The following is a 19,485-nucleotide window of genomic DNA, read 5'->3' as shown; positions in this document are numbered from 1 at the left end:
ATGGTAAATCGATTTGGATCAGTAAGGCAAGTTGGGATGACGGTAGCGTTGTTACTTGTGGCGATGTTAATCGTCATTCCGCTTTTTCTCATTTTACTTTCTAGTGTATATGAAAATAGTAGTTGGAATTTTTTAAAGCCGTTTGAAGTGATGCAGAGTGGTGGATTAGCTGGGATTTTTCTGAATTCGATGCTTCTAGGTGTACTCGTAGTAATAGGGGCAACTATCTTTGCATTTCCACTAGCTTTCATTATGAGCAAAACAGATGTTGGAAAGCATAGCAAGTTAGATATTGTTTTTATGATTCCATTTATGACACCGCCGTATATTGGATCGATGGGCTGGATTTTGTTCATGCAACCGAACGGATATTTTGAACAGTTTTTTCCGATGCTAAAGACGGTTTCATCTTCGTTCTTTAGCTTAGGAGGTATGGTTTTAATTATGAGTCTGCATTTATTCCCATTTCTTTACTTCATGTTGAAGAATACATTACTTCAAATTGGGAGTAGTAAAGAAGAAGCGGCAGCAGTTCATGGTGGAAGCTTTTTCTATCGTTTAAGAAAAATAATATTACCGTTATTAGTATCAAGTTATGTAATGGGTGCTTTACTCATTTTCGTAAAGACGATTGCTGAATTTGGAACACCGGCTACATTTGGACGAAGAATCGGATTTCATGTGTTAACATCAGAGATTCATAAATTCATTTCGAGTTGGCCAATTGATTTTAGTAGTGCAACAGCATTATCTTCTTTATTACTTAGTGCATGTATGCTCATTTGGTATATGCAAAACGTATTAAACCGAAAGTATTCATATGCAATGGTTAGTGGAAAAGGTGTGAAATCTAAAAGGTACACTTTGTCTATATATGTGCGCGTTGTAGCATGGGTTTATGTAATTGGTTTATTAATCGTATCAATTGGAATCCCGTATTTTTCTATACTGATTGCTTCTTTGTCAAAATTAAGAGGCGGAGGCTTACAGTTACATAACTTTACAACGAGTCATTATGAAGCATTATTTACAATCGGATCTCCAGGATTAGAAGCTCTATGGAACAGTTTTCTTTTTTCACTTATAACAGCGATTATTGCTGTTATGATTGGCGTCTTTTTAGCACTTATGATTCGAAAGGGGAAAAAGTCCTCTGAAAAATGGCTGGATATGTGCGGTATGTTACCGAACATGGTACCAGGAATCGTAATGGTTGTAGGGCTTATTTTATTTTGGAATTCCCCCTATATGCCCCTGTCCATTTACAATACACCAGTCATGGTAATCGTAACATACGTTGTTCTTTTTTTACCTTATACAGTGCAGTATGTAAAAGCATCGCTCGGGCAAATTGATGATTCTCTCGTGCAGGCAGGAAGTATTTTTTCTGGGAATTATATGTATATTTTTAGAAAAATAATATTCCCTCTTATTATCCCAGGTATTCTTGCCGGATGGGCGATGACATTTACAATCTCGATAAGGGAGTTAGTAGCATCGCTTCTCGTACTACCTCCATCGGTAGAAACGTCAGCAACATTTATTTTTGCTCAATTTGAACAAGGAGAAGTATCTATTGGAATGGCGATGGCTGTCGTTTCAGTTGGACTTACAACACTATGTTTATTACTTCTGCAGCATATGGAGCACAAACGAAAAGGGGTAGCATGATGAGGGTAGAAGTGTGGGGAGGAGCGGGAGAATACGGTCGCTCCTGCTACTTCGTAAAAAATAAAGAGACAAAAATATTATTTGATTGTGGTATTAATCGGTCATATAAGGATAGTTATCCAAAAATAGAACGAGAAGTTGTACCGTTTTTAGATGCAGTATTTTTGTCACATATTCATGAAGATCATACGATGGGCTTACCTTTATTAGCGAAGTATGGATATAAGAAAAAAATATGGACAACTCGTTATACGAAGGAGCAACTCCCAGCTTACTATGAAAAATGGAGAAACTACAATTTGGCGCAAGGATGGCATGTACCTTATACCGACCAAAATGTAAAAGATTTAAATTATGTATATATTGATGAGATTAGCAATCCGAATGAATGGGTACAGATTACTCCTACATTGCGTTTTCAATGGGGGTATAGTGGGCATGTATTAGGAGCTGTTTGGTTTTTAGTGGATATGAGTCATACATATGTATTCTATTCTGGCGATTACTCAGCAGAGTCTAACATATTGCGAGCTAATTTACCTGAGAAGTTGCACGGCGATATAAAAGTCGCAATCGTAGATGCCGCTTATCATACTGATGATGTTTCGCAACATGAACGAATAAACGAACTATGTACAGAAATTGAACGCGCCGCCGGTAATAAAGGGATAACATTACTACCATTGCCCCCCCTTGGTAGGGCGCAAGATATCGTATTGTATTTATATAAAAAATATAAAGAACTCCCTATTATAGTAGATCAAGAAATTTTGGATGGATTTCAACAGATGTTCGCATATAAAGATTGGATCAAAAATAATGAAGAACTTGAAGAGCTAATGGAGAGTTTAAAAAGAAACATAATAGTTATGGATGATGACAGCGGTACGCAACATAGTTATGGAATAGTTGTAATGAGTGATGCGAATATGCAAACGAAGCGAGCGCAGTTATATTATGAACAACTTCGGCATGACGAACGAAATTCTATTATCTTTACTGGACATATTGCGAAAGGGAGTTTTGCAGAAAAAGTTTTGAAGGAACGTGTAGGTAAAGAATGTAGGGTGAAGCGAGTTCCATATAAAGTTCACCAAAGTATAAGAGATGTGAAAGAGATGTTAAATACATTATCACCAGAACATACGGTGTTAGTACACGCTTTGAAAGAGGATACGGATCGATTACAGAAAAAGCTTAGCACCGCAGGGTATGAAAATGTATATTCACTTACTATGGAACGAATAGAAGTCATTTGAAATGTAAAGGGGATAGGTATATGAAAAACGTATTTGTATTCGTAAGTATTTTCTTTTGTTGTTTCCTTTATAACGTTAAGGAAGGATTTGCCGCTAGTCCAATGACACCTAGTTTTGAAGTGAAGTTATTATTAAAGCCAGAACAAGTACTAGGTCCTAACAAAGAGATGAAGCAAGATGTACTAGAGCATTTCCAGGCTGGTACAAATTATGAAAGAATACAAGTACAGTTTTTAGATACTGCAAATAAAAATTTAAGTAAGGAAGGCTGGTTTGCCAGAATACGAAAGAAAGAATTTAGTAAAGATTTTGAGCTAACATATAAAAAAAGATATCCTATTCCAAATGGTGTAATTCAAGATGCACTAGAAGTAGCTAAAAAAGAAGGATTCGATAGTAATACGGATAGTTATGAGGCGGAAATAGACTGGGGATTTGAAAAGAAAACGTTAAGTATTTCAAATAAGAAAAGTTACAGTGCGAAAGGATATGGAGTACTTGATTTACCAAACGAAAAAGCTGCTCAAAACATGTTAGTAGAAAAGTTACCGGGGAAAATGAACAAATGGTTGTATACGAATTGGGGAGAAGAGATGTTAAGGGATTCCCGTATTTACGGTCCTGTATTAATGAAAAGGTATACAGGGGAGTTTGAAAATAGTAAAACGAATATTGAAGTTTGGCCACTTAGTAATACAGGGAAAATAGAAGATGATTTCGTAATAGAAGTGTCGTTTAAAACAAAAGAGGCAAGTATTGCAAAAGAAAAAAGAGAATTATTAATGAAGAGTTTAGACCAAAAAGGATGGCTGTTACCGAAAGATAGTTTGAAAACAGAGCTTATTTTTCAGTAAATAGTAAAAAGGAATCCATATGCCATGGATTCCTTTTTTTAATATATGAGTATTAAGCTAAATCAGCTGACACGAACATATCACTATTTTGAAGGTTTTTAGAGCGTAAACTATAAGCAACGACCTTCTTTTTATATTGCTTTACAACATCAACATGCTCTTCATGGCTATAAATATAAAATGTAAAATCTTTTTTGCCGCGTTTTGCATTAATAATTAGAGGCGTACCCTCATTATGTGGCGGTGCGTAATAGCGATCTAAAAATAAACCTTCGTTAAAATCATGAATAATTTTGGATTTTTGTTCGCCTTCTAAGTTATTTCCATTGATTGTAACAGTCGCATTCTCTTCTTCCAGTTGCGGATGTGTTTCGTACTTGCTAATAATGGATTCAATAACAGTGTTAGGAAGGCTCGAAACGATAATTTTAAATGCCCCAAATACAACTAACATAACAATAAACCAAGTCGTCATAGTATATCATCCCCTTTTTTCTATTAAATAATATAACTCATATGATAATAGTACATATGGTGAACTTTTGTATAATTTGTGAAAAATTTTCTTTTTTTGAACGTTTTTTAACAAATGGAGCTTTGTAAAGAATGAGAGGGAATATTTGGTATGATAAAAATGTAAAGACGTTATATATTTTATAAGGGGGTTATAAAATGGGGAAATTAGATGGTAAGGTCGCTTTTGTTACAGGAGCTGCGATGGGGAACGGAGCTGGAATTGCACATGTATTTGCAGAGCTAGGGGCGAAAGTATTACTTGTTGATATTTCAGAGACAGTTCATGAAACTGCCAAAAATATCGTAAGTAAAGGGTTAGATGCTGCGAGTTATGTAGTCGATGTAGCTGATATGAATGCTGTTAAAGAAGTAGTGAAAGATGCATATGAGAAGTACGGAAAGATTGATGTGTTAGTAAATAACGCTGGTGTTATTCGACTTGCAAATTTTTTAGATATGTCAGATGAAATGCGTGATTTTCAATTTCAAGTAAATATTAATGGGGTATGGAATTTTTCTAATGCGGTATTGCCATATATGATTGAGAAAAGTTACGGAAAGATTGTGAATATGTCTTCTGTAACAGGAACATTGGTTGCTGATGAAGGTGAAACTGCATATGCAACGACGAAAGCAGCAATTTGGGGATTTACAAAAGCGTTAGCACGAGAAGTTGCAAAACATCATATTACTGTAAACGCAATTTGTCCAGGTTACATTATGACACCAATGGCAGAGCAAATAGCAAATGAATCTGATCCAAATGAGCCGAGTAATGTAATCGATGGAATTGCTTCAGGTGTTCCTTTAGGACGTTTAGGGAAAATTGAAGAAGTAGGTCAGTTAGCAGGTTTTTTAGCATCCGATGAATCAAGCTACATAACAGGTACACACATTGTCATTGATGGTGGTAGCACATTGCCAGAAACAGTTTCAGTCGGTGTAAAGTAAAAGGACTATGAATGAGAGTTTTAGTTCTTTCAATTATAACGCTAGAAGGAATCAGAAAGAGATTTCTTCTAGCATTATAATGTTATGTACTATTATTAGAAAAATCAATTTTGTTACAAAAAGTTGAAATCGAAGTATTTTAAAAGAAAAAGGTTTATAATAAAAATATAACTAATAACCACATTACTAATTATAAGGAAGTGTAACTATGAGTACTGTAGCAATCGTATATGGTATTATTCTTTCCACAATTATTGTTTTGTTTTTTGTTGGGGTTTCACGTTATATTCATAAATGGAAAGAAGGCGTTGCGAAATTAAATCACATTGAAGAAGAACTTAGTGATTTAATGTTACATCATGGTAAGTAAAAAGTTTATTTTCAGCTAAATAATGTGAAAAATATCACAAAACATGCTCTCCTTATGAAGGCATGTTTTTTTGTTATGTGAATGATTAGGCACATTCATACATTTTTTCCATACGATACATTGTGAAGGTAGAAATGTTCGGAGTGGAAAAGAGGGATAAAATGAGTAGTTCAGGTTATGTTCCAGATAATAAAAATTTAAAGAAAAGCTCAGGAACTCCAAACCTTTTCTTTGATTCGAGAAAAAATATCTTTTTTAAAAGGGATGAGAAAAACGTTGCATATGAAGTTACGTCAACACAGTTACCAGCCATGATAGGAGGAGCGTTTGTTGATTTATTTATGACAAAAGGGCATATGCGAGAACCGCATTGGCATCCGAATGCGTGGGAGTTAGATGTTGTTGTATCAGGAGAAGCAGTTACATCCATCTTAAATCCCGAAACGAATCAATTGCAAAATTATCATGTGAAAGCGGGGCAAACTGTCTTTATTCCAATGGGATGGTGGCATTGGATCACAGCGGTAACAGAAGAAGTGCAATTACATTTGTTCTTCAATAACGATCAGTTTGAAACAGCAGAAGGAAATGATTGGATATTAGAATACGACAGAAATAAAATTGATAAAGTATTTAATTGAATGTAGTCTATTTTAAATGAGGGAAATACCATATGGGGTGTTTCCCTTTTATTAATATGAAAATCAACATTTAAATTTGGCGGCACTTATTGTAAAAGGAAAGGGATTTGATGATAATGTATTGAATTTGGGTAGAAACGGAAAAAGGAGATGAATAAATGACAACAATATATTTCGTTCGCCATGCCCATTCTACCTATACAAAAGAAGAACGGGAGCGACCTTTATCTGAAAAAGGGCACTTAGATGCAGAGAATGTAACACGCTTATTAAAAGATAAACATATTGATGTTGTGATTTCTAGCCCGTACAAAAGAGCAATTCAAACTGTACAAGGAATTGCGAATACATATGATGTATCGATACAAATAGAAGAAGATTTACGAGAAAGGTTATTAAGTTCAGAGCCGGTAGCAGATTTTAATGATGCTATCGAGAATGTGTGGGAAGATTGGAGTTTTGCATACGAAGGCGGAGAATCGAATGATGTAGCGCAAAGGCGTGCTGTAATATGTATGCAAAATATATTAAAAAAATATGAAGATAAGAATATTGTAATAGGAACTCATGGGAATATTATGGTATTACTCATGAACTATTTTGATTCAAAATATGATTTTCGATTTTGGAAAACAATTCGTATGCCCGATATATTTAAGTTGAATTTTCATAATGAAGATTTAGTTTTTGCCGAAAGGATAGAGAATACGGGTCATCAGATAAATAATTTGTAAAAGTTTATCAAAAAAAGAGGAAAGAGAGATATTATTGTAGAAGTATGACTTTGTAACATAAAAAATATGTTAAAGGAGGCTGTTTACATGTTTGAGAAAGAGAAAGAAGGGCTTATTGAAGTTCACAACGTATATGAAATTGCACCAGCAGATGGAACAATTATAGGTATGGCAACGGAAGAAGAAATGGAAATTGCTGCTGAACTAGAGCTGCAGTACTATGCCCATTCTCGTTTGTTAGAAGCAAATATTCAGTTAGACGGTTCCTCCTACAAAGAGTTACTTCAGGAGTTCCAGGAGTACGAAAGAAAATCAATGAGCTTTTGGCGAGCAATACATAAGCGTTTAGCTGTGCCATGGGCATGGGTATTACGTATTGACGTTGCGAATGGTCCTATATATGTAAGTAATGGGAATGCGTATTACGAAGAAATCGATGATGAAGAAGATTATGAATAGATAAGTAAGGAAGCAGCTTTAGTTGCTTCCTTTTTTTATTCGTACAGATTGAACAGCTTCAATAATAATATCTGGTCGATCATTTTCTATACCATGACCAGCATGTTCGGCAAGTATATATTGGCTGTTTATTGAGATTTGTAATTGTTCATGAATCAGTTCTTGCCACATTGCTTCAAGTTGTGTCGCTTCCTCTTTTTGCATGCCGTCCTCAGTCAACTGAGTAATAGAATATTGAGGGTCTCTACCGATAACGATTAAAGGTACTTCTATTGTTTTATAGAGTTCTTTTATTGAGCGAGCACAATTTTTCCACTCCGATAGTTCAGAAGCTGTCGCTTTATATAATGTAGGAGAGGTAGAAAATTCAATTTGCTGTCTTGATTGATCGGCTAGCATAGTCTTTAGTTCATTAGAAAGCATGTCTACATCCATTTTGGAGTAGGTATTATATTTTTGAAGCCACATATCATCCGAATCAGTCTGATCAGAAATTGGTAAATGAAGTTCATCTAATCTGTGTAAGTTCATAGAAGTAGAATCAACTAAAATAAGTGATTGTAGCTTATTTTCATATAACATCGCAAAATGTTGTGCACATAAACCTCCATAGGAATGACCGATTAGAATGATTGGTTCGTGAATATCTAGTTTTTGTAGTAACATATGAAGTTCTTTTGTTGTTTGTAATGTAGTACGTGAATGATTCCTTAGTTCACTTTTTCCGTAACCTGGGCGATGGTAGGAAACGACTGTAAAGTGCTGTGAAAGCTTTTCTATAATAGTAAGCCAATCATAAAATGAGCAAGTCATTCCGGTTTGAATGACTACAGTTTGTTTACTACTTCCTTTCATATATACTTCTATAGTTTGCCCCAATACTTCTACAAATTTATAAATAGTAAACCCTCCTAACTAAGATTGAAGTAATTTTTGACAAACAAAAACAATACACCAAACCCCTATACCGAACAGGACAGATGTACTAAGTGAAAATGAATTTCTTAACCCAATATAGACGATAAATAATAGTAGTGCGGATGCAGGAAATCCATATAATACACCTATAGCAAATTGACTTAATTCTTGTTTGTTCCCGCCTTCGAAAGAAATCCAAAATAGGCTCAGTAAACTTACGAGAGGAAGGGCAGCAATAAACCCGCCAATCGTACTATAATGTTTAGCTACTTCAGTAATAACACCGATAATAAGTGCCGAAACGATTACTTTAACGAGGAAATGCATACTTTGCCTCCTTCGCTAATAATGAAAAAGCTTTTTCAATTAATTGTTGTTCTTCTTTCGATAACTGCGATTCTAATATTTTTATCTTTTCTTTATCTAGTAAAGTATGCTTTTCTAATACTTCAATGCCTTCTTTCGTTAAAGTAAGGTTCACAACTCTTTCATCTTGTTTGTTTCTTTCTTTCATGATATAGCCTTTTTGAATAAGGCGCTTTACGTGTTCAGAAGCTGTGTTATGAGAGAGAGTAAGCTCAGTAGCGACTTTTCCAATTGTTATATCTTTCTCACGAGAAATGATTTGTAAAATACGAATGGCTTGGTGAGAAAGGTTGTCTTCATATTCATATCGTAAGTGATAATAAATGCTCTCCCAATGCTGATTGATGTCTTTCATAATAAATCCTCCTGTTTTTATATCGTATAATAAGATATATTCGCTATTAAAGAAGTAAAATCCTTTTATTTGGATAAAAAATGTTGAAAAAGTTTATTTTTATTGAAATATAAGGTAATCTATGTGTAAAGGTATACATTCAGCAAGAGAGAGGATGATAGCTGTGAATACATTCAAATGGATGAGTCATGAACAGATGTATGTAGATGAAATACATGTTGAAAAATGTGGTCCTCTTTCAGTCGGCGTATATGGGGGAAATCAAGAGAGTGATGCATATGAACGAGGAGATGCGGTGCTTGCTTGGTGGGATCCGGAATTACAATTTGAATTTGTTATGATTTTTGATACACACCACAAAACAAAAAATATTGATTATATAATAGAAGCCATTTCAGAAAGAAAAGAGAAACTAAAAGAGTTATTTTCCTACCCGATACATTTAGCTTTTCATCATACACATATGTACTTATTAGCGTTATTTACAGATGAGTTGTTTATTGAAAAATGTGATCAAGATGATGAAGAACTTGCATGTTTAATTTGTTTGAGAAAAGGCGAATTTTTATATTGGTTATCAGTTGGTGATTGCTTCGCATATTTATTCCATTCTGAGAAAACGAAGAATGGTAAAGGGCGATTAAATAAACGGAAGAATTACGAATATATTGGTAGGAAAAATATTTTTGCAGCAAATACACCTTGCTTTACGTCAGGTGTAAGAGGATTAGAAAAAGGAATGAATCACATCGTAATGGCAACGGACGGTATTTTAGAGTGTGATAAACGAAGGTTTGATGATGACCAATCTTTAATAGAAATATTACACGACGGAAGTTGCTTACAGATTGAGCCAGTATTAACAAATGTACTGCAGTGGAAAGGTAGAGATTGTGCCACAATTATTGGATGGTCCATTGACACTGTAAATAAACGATGTGCTAATTAATATAAAAGGAGTTCAAGGTTTTTATCCTTGAACTCCTTTTTTTAAGCAATATGGATGTGATACGTTTTTAACCACTCATTTACTTGTAGCATATACTCCATAGCACTTCTTGCTTCGAAATTGTTAATTTCTTTATTACTTTGATTGGCAATAGCAAGTAATGTGGAATGATTAATAAGTGAGAAAATAGGATTGTTTTTATTACTACACATGTCGAGTGATAAATGACGGATTGTTTGTAAATAATGTGGGTCTTGTGAAGTTGGATACGCACTTTTTCTTCTATTCCGTACATCGTCAGGTAAAGCAGGCTTTAATGCTCTACGTAAAATGCCTTTTTCAATATTATCAATGCTTTTTATGTTGAAAGGAACGTTCCATAAATATTCAACTAATCGATAATCGCAAAACGGTACACGAACTTCAAATCCTACAGCCATACTCATACGGTCTTTGCGGTCAAGTAAGAACGGAAGAAATCTCGTTAAAAATAAATAAAACATTTGACGTTGTTTCGCGGATTTTTTACTTTCACCTTCAAGAGTAGGTACTTCAAGTATCGCTTCTTGGAATCGTGTATCAATATAGTTTTCTAGATTACATTGGTTACTTACTTCATTTAGTAGAAGAGGAGATGTATTCTTCCAATTTGTTAGCCAAGGAAATTTATCTACATATAGTAATTCTTCTTGATGAAACCAAGGATATCCACCGAATACTTCATCAGCAGATTCGCCCGATAAAGCTACGGTCGCATCTTTTTTCATTTCGCAAAATAGTAAATATAGTGAAGTTTCCATTTCACCAGCACTCGGTAAATCTTTTGCACGGAGGGGAACGAATAAGTGATTTGCTAATTCTTCAGCATTCACAATAATATCATGATGAGATGTCCCTACATGTTCAGAAACGCGTTTAACCCAAGGAGCGTCTAAACCAGTGCGAGCAAATGTCAGCTCGAAATCTTTTGCACTATTTACAAAGTCAACGGAATACGTATGAAGTGTTTTATTTTCAGCAGCAAATTCTTTTCCTGCTAGTGCAGTAATACCGCTAGAATCTAATCCTCCTGATAACATGCAGACGAGAGGAACATCGGCAATTAATTGTCTTTTTACTGTATCTTGTAAAATAGATAAAATATGTGATGATGTATCTTCTATAGAATCTGTATGGGTCTTACTTTCTAAATTCCAATACTTTGTAACTATTTTTTTATCACGTGTAAACGTTATAGAATGTCCAGCACGCACTTCTTGAATATGTTTAAAGACGCCACACCCTGGGGTTCGAAATAACCCTAATCCAAATATTTCATTTATGCCATCCGTATCAATTTCAGCAGGGACAGATGGATGAGCTAATAATGCTTTAATTTCAGATCCGAAAATAATACTGTCATTTCTTTCTGTATAAAAGAGTGGTTTTACGCCTAAATGATCACGTGCTAAAAACAGTTGTTGCTTCTGATCATCCCATAAGGCGAAAGCGAAAATGCCGTTTAAATGTTGTACGCAGTCTTCTTTCCATTCTAAATACGAATGTAGTAATACTTCTGTATCAGAATGCGTTTCAAATGCATGACCACATTTTTGAAGTTGTTCTCTAAGCTCACGGGAATTATAAATTTCTCCATTATACGTAAGAGCATACGTATAATCACCAGTACGAAATGTCTTCGGTTGCGTTCCGCCTTCTGGATCAATTACGATTAACCGACGGTGTGCAAAGGCCGCACGAGGTGAAAACCAAAACCCTTCAGCATCCGGACCGCGATGCTGAATACTATTTGCCATCTTTTCTAAAATACCATGCTCATTGGAAAGATCCTTATTCCAATTTACCCAACCTGTAATTCCACACATACACATCTCATCTCCTAATTTTAAAAAGTAGATTAATGAAATAAAGTGAAACTTTAATCAGTGGGGGCCAGCCCCCCACTGATTATTAGTTGAACCAATCGGGCTTTTACGGGCAGTTATCTCCCACCTAACTTCTTCGCATTCGCACAATTTTGAGGTGGGATTTACCGCCCGTTAATGCGGGGTAAAATGTACACTAAGTTAAAGAATGACTATGTGAATAGTATACTACGTGAATTAAATTGTAGACTTGAGAAAAATTTCTTTGAATGCATAGTTATGTGAGACAATAACTAAGGGAAAGTATGCCATTACATACAAAAAATAATTAAAAGATGAGAGAAAATATTTTTTTAGACGTTATATAGGGTGTAAAAGCTTTTACAAAAAATAAGGGGAATCGCTACATGAAATCAAATGAGAAAAATTATATAAAAAGATTACAGCGACAAAAAGAAGATGCGCTAGAATTTGTTGTTGATACATATTTACCACTCATAAAGGGCATCACGCACAAAGTTCTTTTTCCAGTTCAAAATGATGGGTTGATAGAGGAATGTGTAAATGATATTTTCCTATCCATTTGGAATAACGCAAATAAGTTTCATGGAGAGCCGAGTGATTTTAAAAAATGGATTGCAGCAATTGCGAAGTTTAAAGCAATTGATTATTACCGGAAGGCAACTAAAAAAGTAGAAATTATTTCGGATGAGTTTCATATTAGTACGGAAAAGTCAGCGGAAGACGAATTAATCATTATGGAAGATAGAGAAGAATTATTGAAGCTTATTAATCAATTAGAGCCGCTAGATCAAAAAGTGTTCATTATGAAATATTTACTTGGTATGAAAACGGAGGAAATAGGTGACAAGTTAGGATTAACCCGGGCAGCAATCGATAATCGAGTGTACCGTGGGAAAAAGAAACTACAACAAAATGCTACGAATATTAGTTTTGGAGGTAGTGTAATATGAAAGACATTTATGAACTATTAAATGATATTGATATAGATGAAAAAGAACTTGAGGAAATTGAGGCTTCTGAAATTGAAAAAGAAAAAGTGAAGCGTAATGTAAAACAATCGATACGAACGAAGAAAAAGATGAAAAATTGGAAAAAAGGTGTCGCTGCTGCATCTATTTTAGTAGGATTATCAGTTGCAACGCTCGGTATCGGGTTTCCTACATATGCCGGGGGATTGCCAATTGTAGGTGACATATTCCGATTTTTAGATAATGGTAGAACAGGGCTATATGAAAATTATAAAGAGTTTTCGACTGAATTGAATATGACGAGGGAGAGTAATGGGGTTAAGGTTACCATTAATGATGCTGTGTTCGATGGTAGAACTATTACAATCACATATTCTATTGAGAGCGAAAAAGATTTAGGAGAGAAACCGTTCCCATTTGGAAGTCCGCAAGTTATGGGCTTTGATGGCGGAGGAGGTAGTTCAAACGTTACAAAAGTTGGAGAGGGGAAATATGTAGGTATGACTACGATGAGTGGTCATGGTAGTGAAAGATTAGATGTTGCAAATGTTTGGTGGGATATAGAGGCAATTGAGTTGGATTATGAAGGTAATGTAATAAAGGGAAACTGGAATTTCGCACTTAGTTTAAAAGCAATGGATAGTAAAGAAGTAAAGGTTAATGGGGTTTCTGAAAATGAATTAATAAAAGTAAATATAGACAAAATGGAAGTAACTCCGATGTCATTTATCGTTTTTTTCAATCAGGAAGAATCTAAAGTATTAAGAAGTATATGGGATAGCGCTGATGTGGAATTAGAAATAAAAGATGATTTAGGAAATAAATATGCTGGTGAAGGAAATGGAGGAACTAGTACAGTAGCAGAACCGCACAAAAGTAGTTGGAGTTCCACATTCCAAAAGTTAAATGAAAATGCAACAAAGCTTATCGTTACACCTCACGTGCATTTGCGAGTTCATACACCTGAAAATCATGGTGGAGTGGAGTATGTGAATGGAAAAGAGAAAAAAATTGAAGTGCCGAATAAAGAAGCGAAAAAGAAAGATATTGTTTTAGATGATATCGTTATTGATTTAAAGAAATAAAAGAGAGACCGCCTAAAACATTAGGCAGTCTTTTTTTCGTTAAGGAGTAGTAACAAGTAATGCATGCGGATGCTGCGTTTTATACTCATCTTTCCACGGAATGTTTAGTTGTTCCCACGATTCACCGCTATCATTGGATTGAAACAAGCCGTTGTTATTTAAAGTGTAAAATGTATGTGGTTCTGCTTCGTTTGTCGCAAACATCGAAATGACTGTACCGATTGCAGATGGTAGTCCTTGTTGTACTTGCTGGAACGGGGTGTCTTTCGTTTTACGATAAATATAAGATTCATAAGGAATACGGTGATGAGCAAGATCGGCACTTGGCGCGGCGGAAACGAGAATCGTATCGCAATCAGCTGGATCGATAGCCATGCTGTATAAGTAATGATGCTCAAGTCCGTCACTACATGAAATCCAGCTGTTTCCACTGTTATAACTTTCAAGGTATGCACGATCAGGTCCGCCCATAAATCCGTCACCACATGATGCATAAAGACGATTTGGGGCTTCAGGGTGCATAAGTAATTGATGAGCATCGATAGGAGCACCGAATTTTTTATCAATCCATGTATGGCCTTTATCGTTACTTTGAATAACAGCACCAGCTTCAATTGAGACGTGGATCGTATTTGGATTGTTTGGATCAACTGTAATCCAGCGTACGTGATGGGTAAAAGGTCTAGGAGGGAAAGACCACGTATAAGAAGATAATAATGATTTCATATTTTTTAGTTCCGTCCACGTTTCCCCACCATTTTCTGAACGGAATAAAGCGCTCGGTTCTGTGCCGACATAAACGACGCCATAGCCGTTAACTTGTTCATTCGGGCTTATCGTAATGGAAGTGATCGAAGAATGTAAAATACCATCTTCTTTTGGAAAATCAAAGTAACGATAAGAATCTCCAATTGGTCTCCATGAATCTCCGCTATCGTCACTTAACCAGAGACCTCGTCCAAAAGTTCCGCAATATACACGATTTTTTTGAAATGGATCAACAGCGATACAGGTAGGTTGCATATTTTGTAAGTGATACGCCGCTTCATAGTTACCATATCGTTCTTTCACTACAACAAGTTCACGTTCCATACAAAGAAATAAACGTTTCATTTTCGTAACCTCCTTAAAAATTCTTTCATTAGTAAACAATATGAAGCTGAAAAAGAAGTAGTCTTATTTTTTGTTGAGAAAAAGGACTTGTTTGAAAAGTATAGAAGTGTGTATACAGAGGAAGCGGGATAAAGACAGGGAGTTTGTTTCATACTAACATACAGATATAGCACTTAAAGGAGTATAAGTATGGGACATTCACATGATCATGGTCATTCCAAAAATAAAAAGGCATTACTACTTGCATTCTTACTAACAACAAGTTTTATGATTGCTGAAGTTATTGGGGGATTTGTAACAAATAGCTTAGCACTACTATCTGACGCGGGGCATATGCTAAGTGATGCAGTATCTTTAGCTTTAAGTTTACTTGCGTTTAAACTCGGAGAAAAAACAGCAACAACTGCGAAAACATATGGATATAAGCGAGTCGAAATGTTAGCGGCATTATGTAACGGTGTCGTCCTTATTGTCATTTCAATATACATTTTTATTGAAGCAATTCGCCGTTTTAAAGAGCCAGTTGAGATTGCTAGTAATGGAATGCTTATTATTGCTGTACTTGGTCTGCTTATTAATATTTTATCAGCTGGGATATTAATGAGAGGCGGAGATGTGAAGGGTAATTTAAATTTAAGAAGTGCTTTCTTACACGTATTAGGCGATCTATTAGGATCAGTTGGAGCGATTATTGCTGCGTTACTTATTAAATTTTTCGGATGGACTGCTGCAGATGCGATTGCTAGTATTCTTGTGTCTATTTTAGTTATTATTAGTGGATGGCGTGTAACACGTGATACGGTCCATATATTAATGGAAGGTGCACCACAACACATAAATGTGGAAGAGGTAAAAAGTACATTATTAAATATTCCGGTTGTAAAAGAAGTTCATGATTTGCACATATGGTCTGTCACATCGGATTTTCAAGTATTAACTTGCCACTTGATTATTAAAGGAAATGAAACACAAAGTGTATTAAAAGAGGCTACGGAAGTATTAAAAGAGAAGTTTCATGTAGAACATGTCACCATTCAAGTAGAAATAGATGGTGAATTTAATCATAGTGAGACAACTTGCAAAGTATGAAAGAAAAAGGATAAGAAAAAGTGTCATAACATTTTTCGCACGGCATACATATATATAATGTGGCCACAAATACTTTGTAAGGTAAATATTTCATGAAATTACTTTACTTATAAAGAGTCATCTTTTATAATCAAAAGTGGTAATTGATAAAGATTATCATTTTCAATGATCGTAGAAAGGAGTTTTTTAAAAGATGAGTAGTCAACTCCGTTTTGCTGTTGAAAATCGTAAGAGGCATTTAATTGATGAGTTAATTGGAGCAGGTGTGTTTAAAATTCGTGACCGACAATTATACGAGCTGTCTTTAGAGGAATTGGAAAAAGAGTACGAAGATATGGAAGATTATGCAGATATTCAGGCATAGCTATATATATTAGTAAAAAGAGAGCTGGTTACGATTTTGTGTAGCCAGCTCTCTTTTTATTTCGTAGAAATTATTTTTTGTATTTCTTTCATTGGACGGAGCCAGTTTTGAGTCATCATTTGTTCCATTTGTTTTTCATCCTGCTTCTGCAGTGCTTGAATGATAGCTTGATGTTCATCAATAGATTGACTTGCTGGAACAAAGTTTTGGAAAAATAAATATTCAAGGCGTAAAACGTGAAGTTGCATATTTTCTAGAAAGGGTTCAATATATTGATTTTTAGCAATAGAAGAAATTGCATTGTGAAATTGTATATCTAATTCTAAAGCTTGTTTTGCGTTTTTTTTCTCTATAGAGTACTGAAAGTCATTATTTATTTCAGAAAGTAGTTTCAAATCAGCTTCTGTAGTGTGTTGAAGTGCTTGCTTACCTATAATAGAGTGAAGACCAGCCATCGTTTCATAAATAGTAGGTATGTCGTCTAACTTAATAGGAGCAATTTTTGTTTTTTGCCCAGGTACCATTTCTACTAATCCAGAAAGCTCTAATATTTGAAGGGCTTCTCTTACAGGTGTTCTACTTACTCCTAGTGCTTCAGCCAGTTCCCCATCATTAATTTTTTCATTGGGCTTCAGTACACCTTCAATAATCCAATCTTGTAGTTGATTTAAAACGAGTGATTTTGCTGAAACTCTTCCTAGTTTTTTATTATTTTGAGGGATAGGCATAGTGAATTCAATCCTTTCATTGTATATTTTCCTTTTTCTGATGAACAAGCTTTAATTCGGGTTTCCCTTCATCCGGTTTTTGGCTTAAGATAAGCACCATTACAATGACACAAAGGGCCCCTAATAACTGAATAGATTGAAATGGTACATGTAATATAAGTACAGAAGAAATAATAGCTGCGAGTGGTTCTGTACAACCGAATAATGTCGTTTCTTTCGGGGTTAAGTATCGTATGCTGTCTAAGTATAAATAAAAGGCAATAAGTGTCCCAAAAATGACGACAAATGTGATGAGCGGTAGAGTACTTAATTTTACATATTTCACAGTTGATAATAAAATAAATTCTTTCGTAGAAATAAAGTGTACAATCGTTACACCAATACCCCCAATAATCATGCCCCATCCAACGATAACAGAGGAAGACCATCTTTCTAGTAATCCCTTTGAATATAAACTATAAAAAGCGAGAGATAATCCAGATAAAATCCCCCAAATAATAGCTGGTGTAGAAACAGCTAAGTTATGCACAGACCCGTTTGTTAGTAAGAGGAAAGTACCTACTAATGAAAGGGTAATTGAAATAAAATCAATTTTTGATGGACGAACGTTCCATTTGAAAAGTAAGTATACAGTAATAAATATAGGAGCTAAATATTGCAATAATGTTGCAACGGCAGCATTTCCTTCTTTAATAGAAGCGAAGTACGTGTATTGTACAGCAAGCATACCGAATAGGCCAAACAATATCATTTTAGTAGCATCAGATCTTTGTTTCCATATGCTGAATATTTCTTTTTTTCTCGTTCCGAATGATGAAATAATGAGCAAGATAACGCCCGATATAAGCAATCGAATTGTAACTAACCACTCAGTAGAAATATTGTCATATTGAAAAAGTTGTTGTGCAGCTGTTCCAGACAAGCCCCATAAACAAGCTCCAATTACAACCATAATGATTCCTTTTAAACGATTTGGATCCATAAGGTATGGAGTCCTCCTTTCAAAAAAATATATTGTATACAATATGCAATATATCACGAAATGAATAAATAATAAACTGAAATTTCTGTACTGTGAAGTGGGAATTATAGTATTTTCAGTTACGTTTACGATACAAGTGAGTAGGTTAAATAAAGAGAGATAAAATTATAAAATTAAATCATAATCAACAGGATAAAAAAATAAAGATAAGAGTAATTTGGTTTGTTAAAAATATGTGTAGAAGGAGATACGCGATGAACTGGGTTACTCATAAACCAACATTTGAATTTGATAATTTTAGTCCATTTATTCGTGCGAATACTGCGTGGCTTGGGCATTTGGAGTTCGCATACGATTTAGTAAGATTTGAAAAACCAGAAATATTAGTTGAGCTAGGTACACATCTAGGTGCTTCTTTTTTCAGTTTTTGTCAAGGGGTAAAGGATGGGGGATTAGCTACAAAATGTTTTGCTGTAGATACTTGGACGGGAGATGGGCATACAGGTCCATATGGAGAAGGCGTTTATCAAATCGTAGAGAAAGTCGTAAATACGAGTTATCCCAATATAGGTAATTTAATTCGTTCTACTTTCGATGAGGCCGTTGATCAATTTCAAGATGGAACGATAAACTTGTTGCATATTGATGGCTATCATACGTATGAAGCAGTTTCTCATGATTATAAAACATGGTTACCGAAACTTGCGAATAACGGTATTGTGTTATTTCATGATATTGAGGTGAAAGATCGAAACTTCGGCGTGTATAAGTTTTGGGATGAAGTCACAGCAAAGCACCCTCATTTTCAGTTCCAGCATTCATATGGACTCGGCGTATTATTTCCGAAAGGTTGTAGCGATAAGTTTGTGGAAATACTTAAAAATAAAGAAGAAATACAAAATATGTATAAATAAAAGTGAAGCATGCATCATTTGAATGATGCGTGCTTTTTTGTGTGGGGAATAATGATATTCCTTTAAACGGTGAGGATAATAGTAAAAAGTTTTATGTTGGCAAATATTAAAAAAGTTACTCTTTGATTGTTAAATATAAAAAATGTAACATTTTTTATATTTTCCATTGCGAAAAGTAGCATCTACTTTTACAATAGAAAAGGTGTCCAATATATTATACTGGAAAAATAAATCGAAATAATATGAAAATTTTGTTTTGTCTTCGCTAATTGTATATTACATACATGTAAGACGACACACGTCATGTTAT

At 34.8% G+C, this 19,485-nt stretch carries 21 protein-coding genes and 1 pseudogene; 14 read left to right on the top strand and 8 right to left on the bottom strand.

Translation table 11 applies throughout. The features are described 5' to 3' along the window. Genes QCI73_RS18480 through QCI73_RS18470 form a run of 3 tightly spaced genes read left to right on the top strand, consistent with a single transcriptional unit; the run spans position 1 to position 3,784 of the window. Entirely contained in the window at positions 1–1,671 is a 1,671-nt protein-coding gene (locus QCI73_RS18480; protein ID WP_044790328.1) for an ABC transporter permease, read from the top strand. Beyond that, on the top strand, positions 1,668–2,930 hold the full coding sequence (locus QCI73_RS18475) for an MBL fold metallo-hydrolase (protein WP_033671937.1): 1,263 nt from the start codon (positions 1,668–1,670) through the stop codon (positions 2,928–2,930). Before QCI73_RS18480 ends, QCI73_RS18475 begins: the two co-directional genes overlap by 4 nt. 20 nt (positions 2,931–2,950) lie before the next feature. Further along, positions 2,951–3,784 (top strand): hypothetical protein, encoded by an 834-nt coding sequence (locus QCI73_RS18470; protein ID WP_353823509.1) that lies wholly within the window; start codon positions 2,951–2,953, stop codon positions 3,782–3,784. 52 nt (positions 3,785–3,836) lie between these two features. Here the strand turns inward: QCI73_RS18470 and QCI73_RS18465 are convergent, their stop codons facing one another. After that, positions 3,837–4,259, bottom strand: coding sequence for a YfmQ family protein (locus QCI73_RS18465; protein ID WP_000214597.1), 423 nt, complete (start codon positions 4,257–4,259; stop codon positions 3,837–3,839). A 197-nt stretch (positions 4,260–4,456) separates the two neighbouring features. Between QCI73_RS18465 and ucpA the strand changes: the two genes are divergently transcribed. The 5 genes and pseudogenes from ucpA (at position 4,457) to QCI73_RS18440 (ending at position 7,455) form a co-directional block, all read left to right on the top strand. Further along, positions 4,457–5,251, top strand: coding sequence for an SDR family oxidoreductase UcpA (gene ucpA, locus QCI73_RS18460; RefSeq protein WP_353823508.1), 795 nt, complete (start codon positions 4,457–4,459; stop codon positions 5,249–5,251). 208 nt (positions 5,252–5,459) lie between these two features. Next, complete coding sequence (locus QCI73_RS18455) at positions 5,460–5,621, top strand: hypothetical protein (protein WP_000108701.1); 162 nt, start codon at positions 5,460–5,462, stop codon at positions 5,619–5,621. 161 nt (positions 5,622–5,782) lie between these two features. After that, positions 5,783–6,214 (top strand): annotated as a pseudogene (locus QCI73_RS18450) (cupin domain-containing protein); the annotation flags it as partial. Positions 6,215–6,420: 206 nt separating this feature from the next. After that, entirely contained in the window at positions 6,421–6,996 is a 576-nt protein-coding gene (locus tag QCI73_RS18445; RefSeq protein ID WP_353823507.1) for a histidine phosphatase family protein, read from the top strand. 87 nt (positions 6,997–7,083) lie between these two features. Then, complete coding sequence (locus tag QCI73_RS18440) at positions 7,084–7,455, top strand: hypothetical protein (RefSeq protein ID WP_000461766.1); 372 nt, start codon at positions 7,084–7,086, stop codon at positions 7,453–7,455. Positions 7,456–7,473: 18 nt separating this feature from the next. Here the strand turns inward: QCI73_RS18440 and QCI73_RS18435 are convergent, their stop codons facing one another. From QCI73_RS18435 to QCI73_RS18425, 3 genes are read right to left on the bottom strand one after another with little or no spacing between them, the layout of a single operon-like run. Continuing rightward, positions 7,474–8,334, bottom strand: a complete 861-nt coding sequence (locus QCI73_RS18435; RefSeq protein WP_353823506.1) for an alpha/beta fold hydrolase — start codon at positions 8,332–8,334, stop codon at positions 7,474–7,476. A gap of 36 nt (positions 8,335–8,370) precedes the next feature. Next, positions 8,371–8,700, bottom strand: coding sequence for a DUF3147 family protein (locus tag QCI73_RS18430; RefSeq protein WP_353823505.1), 330 nt, complete (start codon positions 8,698–8,700; stop codon positions 8,371–8,373). Then, a complete protein-coding gene (locus QCI73_RS18425; RefSeq protein ID WP_070805695.1) occupies positions 8,684–9,094 on the bottom strand; it encodes a MarR family winged helix-turn-helix transcriptional regulator in 411 nt (136 codons plus the stop codon). The genes QCI73_RS18430 and QCI73_RS18425 overlap by 17 nt, the downstream gene beginning before the upstream one ends. 121 nt (positions 9,095–9,215) lie before the next feature. Between QCI73_RS18425 and QCI73_RS18420 the strand changes: the two genes are divergently transcribed. Further along, positions 9,216–10,043: a protein phosphatase 2C domain-containing protein gene (locus tag QCI73_RS18420; RefSeq protein WP_262724911.1), complete on the top strand. Its 828-nt coding sequence runs from the start codon at positions 9,216–9,218 to the stop codon at positions 10,041–10,043. Between the two features lie 41 nt (positions 10,044–10,084). Here QCI73_RS18420 and asnB read toward each other — a convergent pair whose 3' ends face one another. Next, complete coding sequence (gene asnB / locus QCI73_RS18415; protein WP_353823504.1) at positions 10,085–11,908, bottom strand: asparagine synthase (glutamine-hydrolyzing); 1,824 nt, start codon at positions 11,906–11,908, stop codon at positions 10,085–10,087. A gap of 407 nt (positions 11,909–12,315) precedes the next feature. Between asnB and QCI73_RS18410 the strand changes: the two genes are divergently transcribed. Together QCI73_RS18410 and QCI73_RS18405 are read left to right on the top strand one after the other, a co-directional pair. Continuing rightward, positions 12,316–12,882 carry a sigma-70 family RNA polymerase sigma factor gene (locus tag QCI73_RS18410; RefSeq protein ID WP_327923117.1) on the top strand — a complete coding sequence of 189 codons (567 nt, stop codon included), beginning with the start codon at positions 12,316–12,318 and terminating at the stop codon, positions 12,880–12,882. Beyond that, positions 12,879–13,985, top strand: coding sequence for a DUF4179 domain-containing protein (locus QCI73_RS18405; protein WP_103141662.1), 1,107 nt, complete (start codon positions 12,879–12,881; stop codon positions 13,983–13,985). The genes QCI73_RS18410 and QCI73_RS18405 overlap by 4 nt, the downstream gene beginning before the upstream one ends. 39 nt (positions 13,986–14,024) lie before the next feature. Here QCI73_RS18405 and QCI73_RS18400 read toward each other — a convergent pair whose 3' ends face one another. Next, entirely contained in the window at positions 14,025–15,098 is a 1,074-nt protein-coding gene (locus QCI73_RS18400; RefSeq protein ID WP_103141663.1) for a WD40/YVTN/BNR-like repeat-containing protein, read from the bottom strand. A 189-nt stretch (positions 15,099–15,287) separates the two neighbouring features. On the opposite strand from QCI73_RS18400, the gene QCI73_RS18395 reads away from it, so the two are divergent. Together QCI73_RS18395 and fbpA are read left to right on the top strand one after the other, a co-directional pair. Next, complete coding sequence (locus tag QCI73_RS18395; RefSeq protein ID WP_270799998.1) at positions 15,288–16,187, top strand: cation diffusion facilitator family transporter; 900 nt, start codon at positions 15,288–15,290, stop codon at positions 16,185–16,187. A gap of 193 nt (positions 16,188–16,380) precedes the next feature. Continuing rightward, positions 16,381–16,551 carry a Fur-regulated basic protein FbpA gene (gene fbpA / locus QCI73_RS18390; protein WP_000098301.1) on the top strand — a complete coding sequence of 57 codons (171 nt, stop codon included), beginning with the start codon at positions 16,381–16,383 and terminating at the stop codon, positions 16,549–16,551. Between the two features lie 56 nt (positions 16,552–16,607). Here fbpA and QCI73_RS18385 read toward each other — a convergent pair whose 3' ends face one another. Together QCI73_RS18385 and QCI73_RS18380 are read right to left on the bottom strand one after the other, a co-directional pair. Further along, positions 16,608–17,279 carry a GntR family transcriptional regulator gene (locus QCI73_RS18385; RefSeq protein WP_327923120.1) on the bottom strand — a complete coding sequence of 224 codons (672 nt, stop codon included), beginning with the start codon at positions 17,277–17,279 and terminating at the stop codon, positions 16,608–16,610. A gap of 16 nt (positions 17,280–17,295) precedes the next feature. Continuing rightward, complete coding sequence (locus QCI73_RS18380) at positions 17,296–18,261, bottom strand: DMT family transporter (protein ID WP_353823503.1); 966 nt, start codon at positions 18,259–18,261, stop codon at positions 17,296–17,298. Between the two features lie 254 nt (positions 18,262–18,515). On the opposite strand from QCI73_RS18380, the gene QCI73_RS18375 reads away from it, so the two are divergent. Then, positions 18,516–19,175, top strand: a complete 660-nt coding sequence (locus QCI73_RS18375) for a class I SAM-dependent methyltransferase (RefSeq protein WP_327923121.1) — start codon at positions 18,516–18,518, stop codon at positions 19,173–19,175. Positions 19,176–19,485 lie beyond the last annotated feature (310 nt).

Source organism: Bacillus cereus group sp. MG16 (genome assembly GCF_040459875.1).
Classification (GTDB): domain Bacteria; phylum Bacillota; class Bacilli; order Bacillales; family Bacillaceae_G; genus Bacillus_A; species Bacillus_A paranthracis.
Note: the sequence above shows the minus strand (reverse complement) of the source record. Positions and strands in the feature narration are given on the sequence as shown.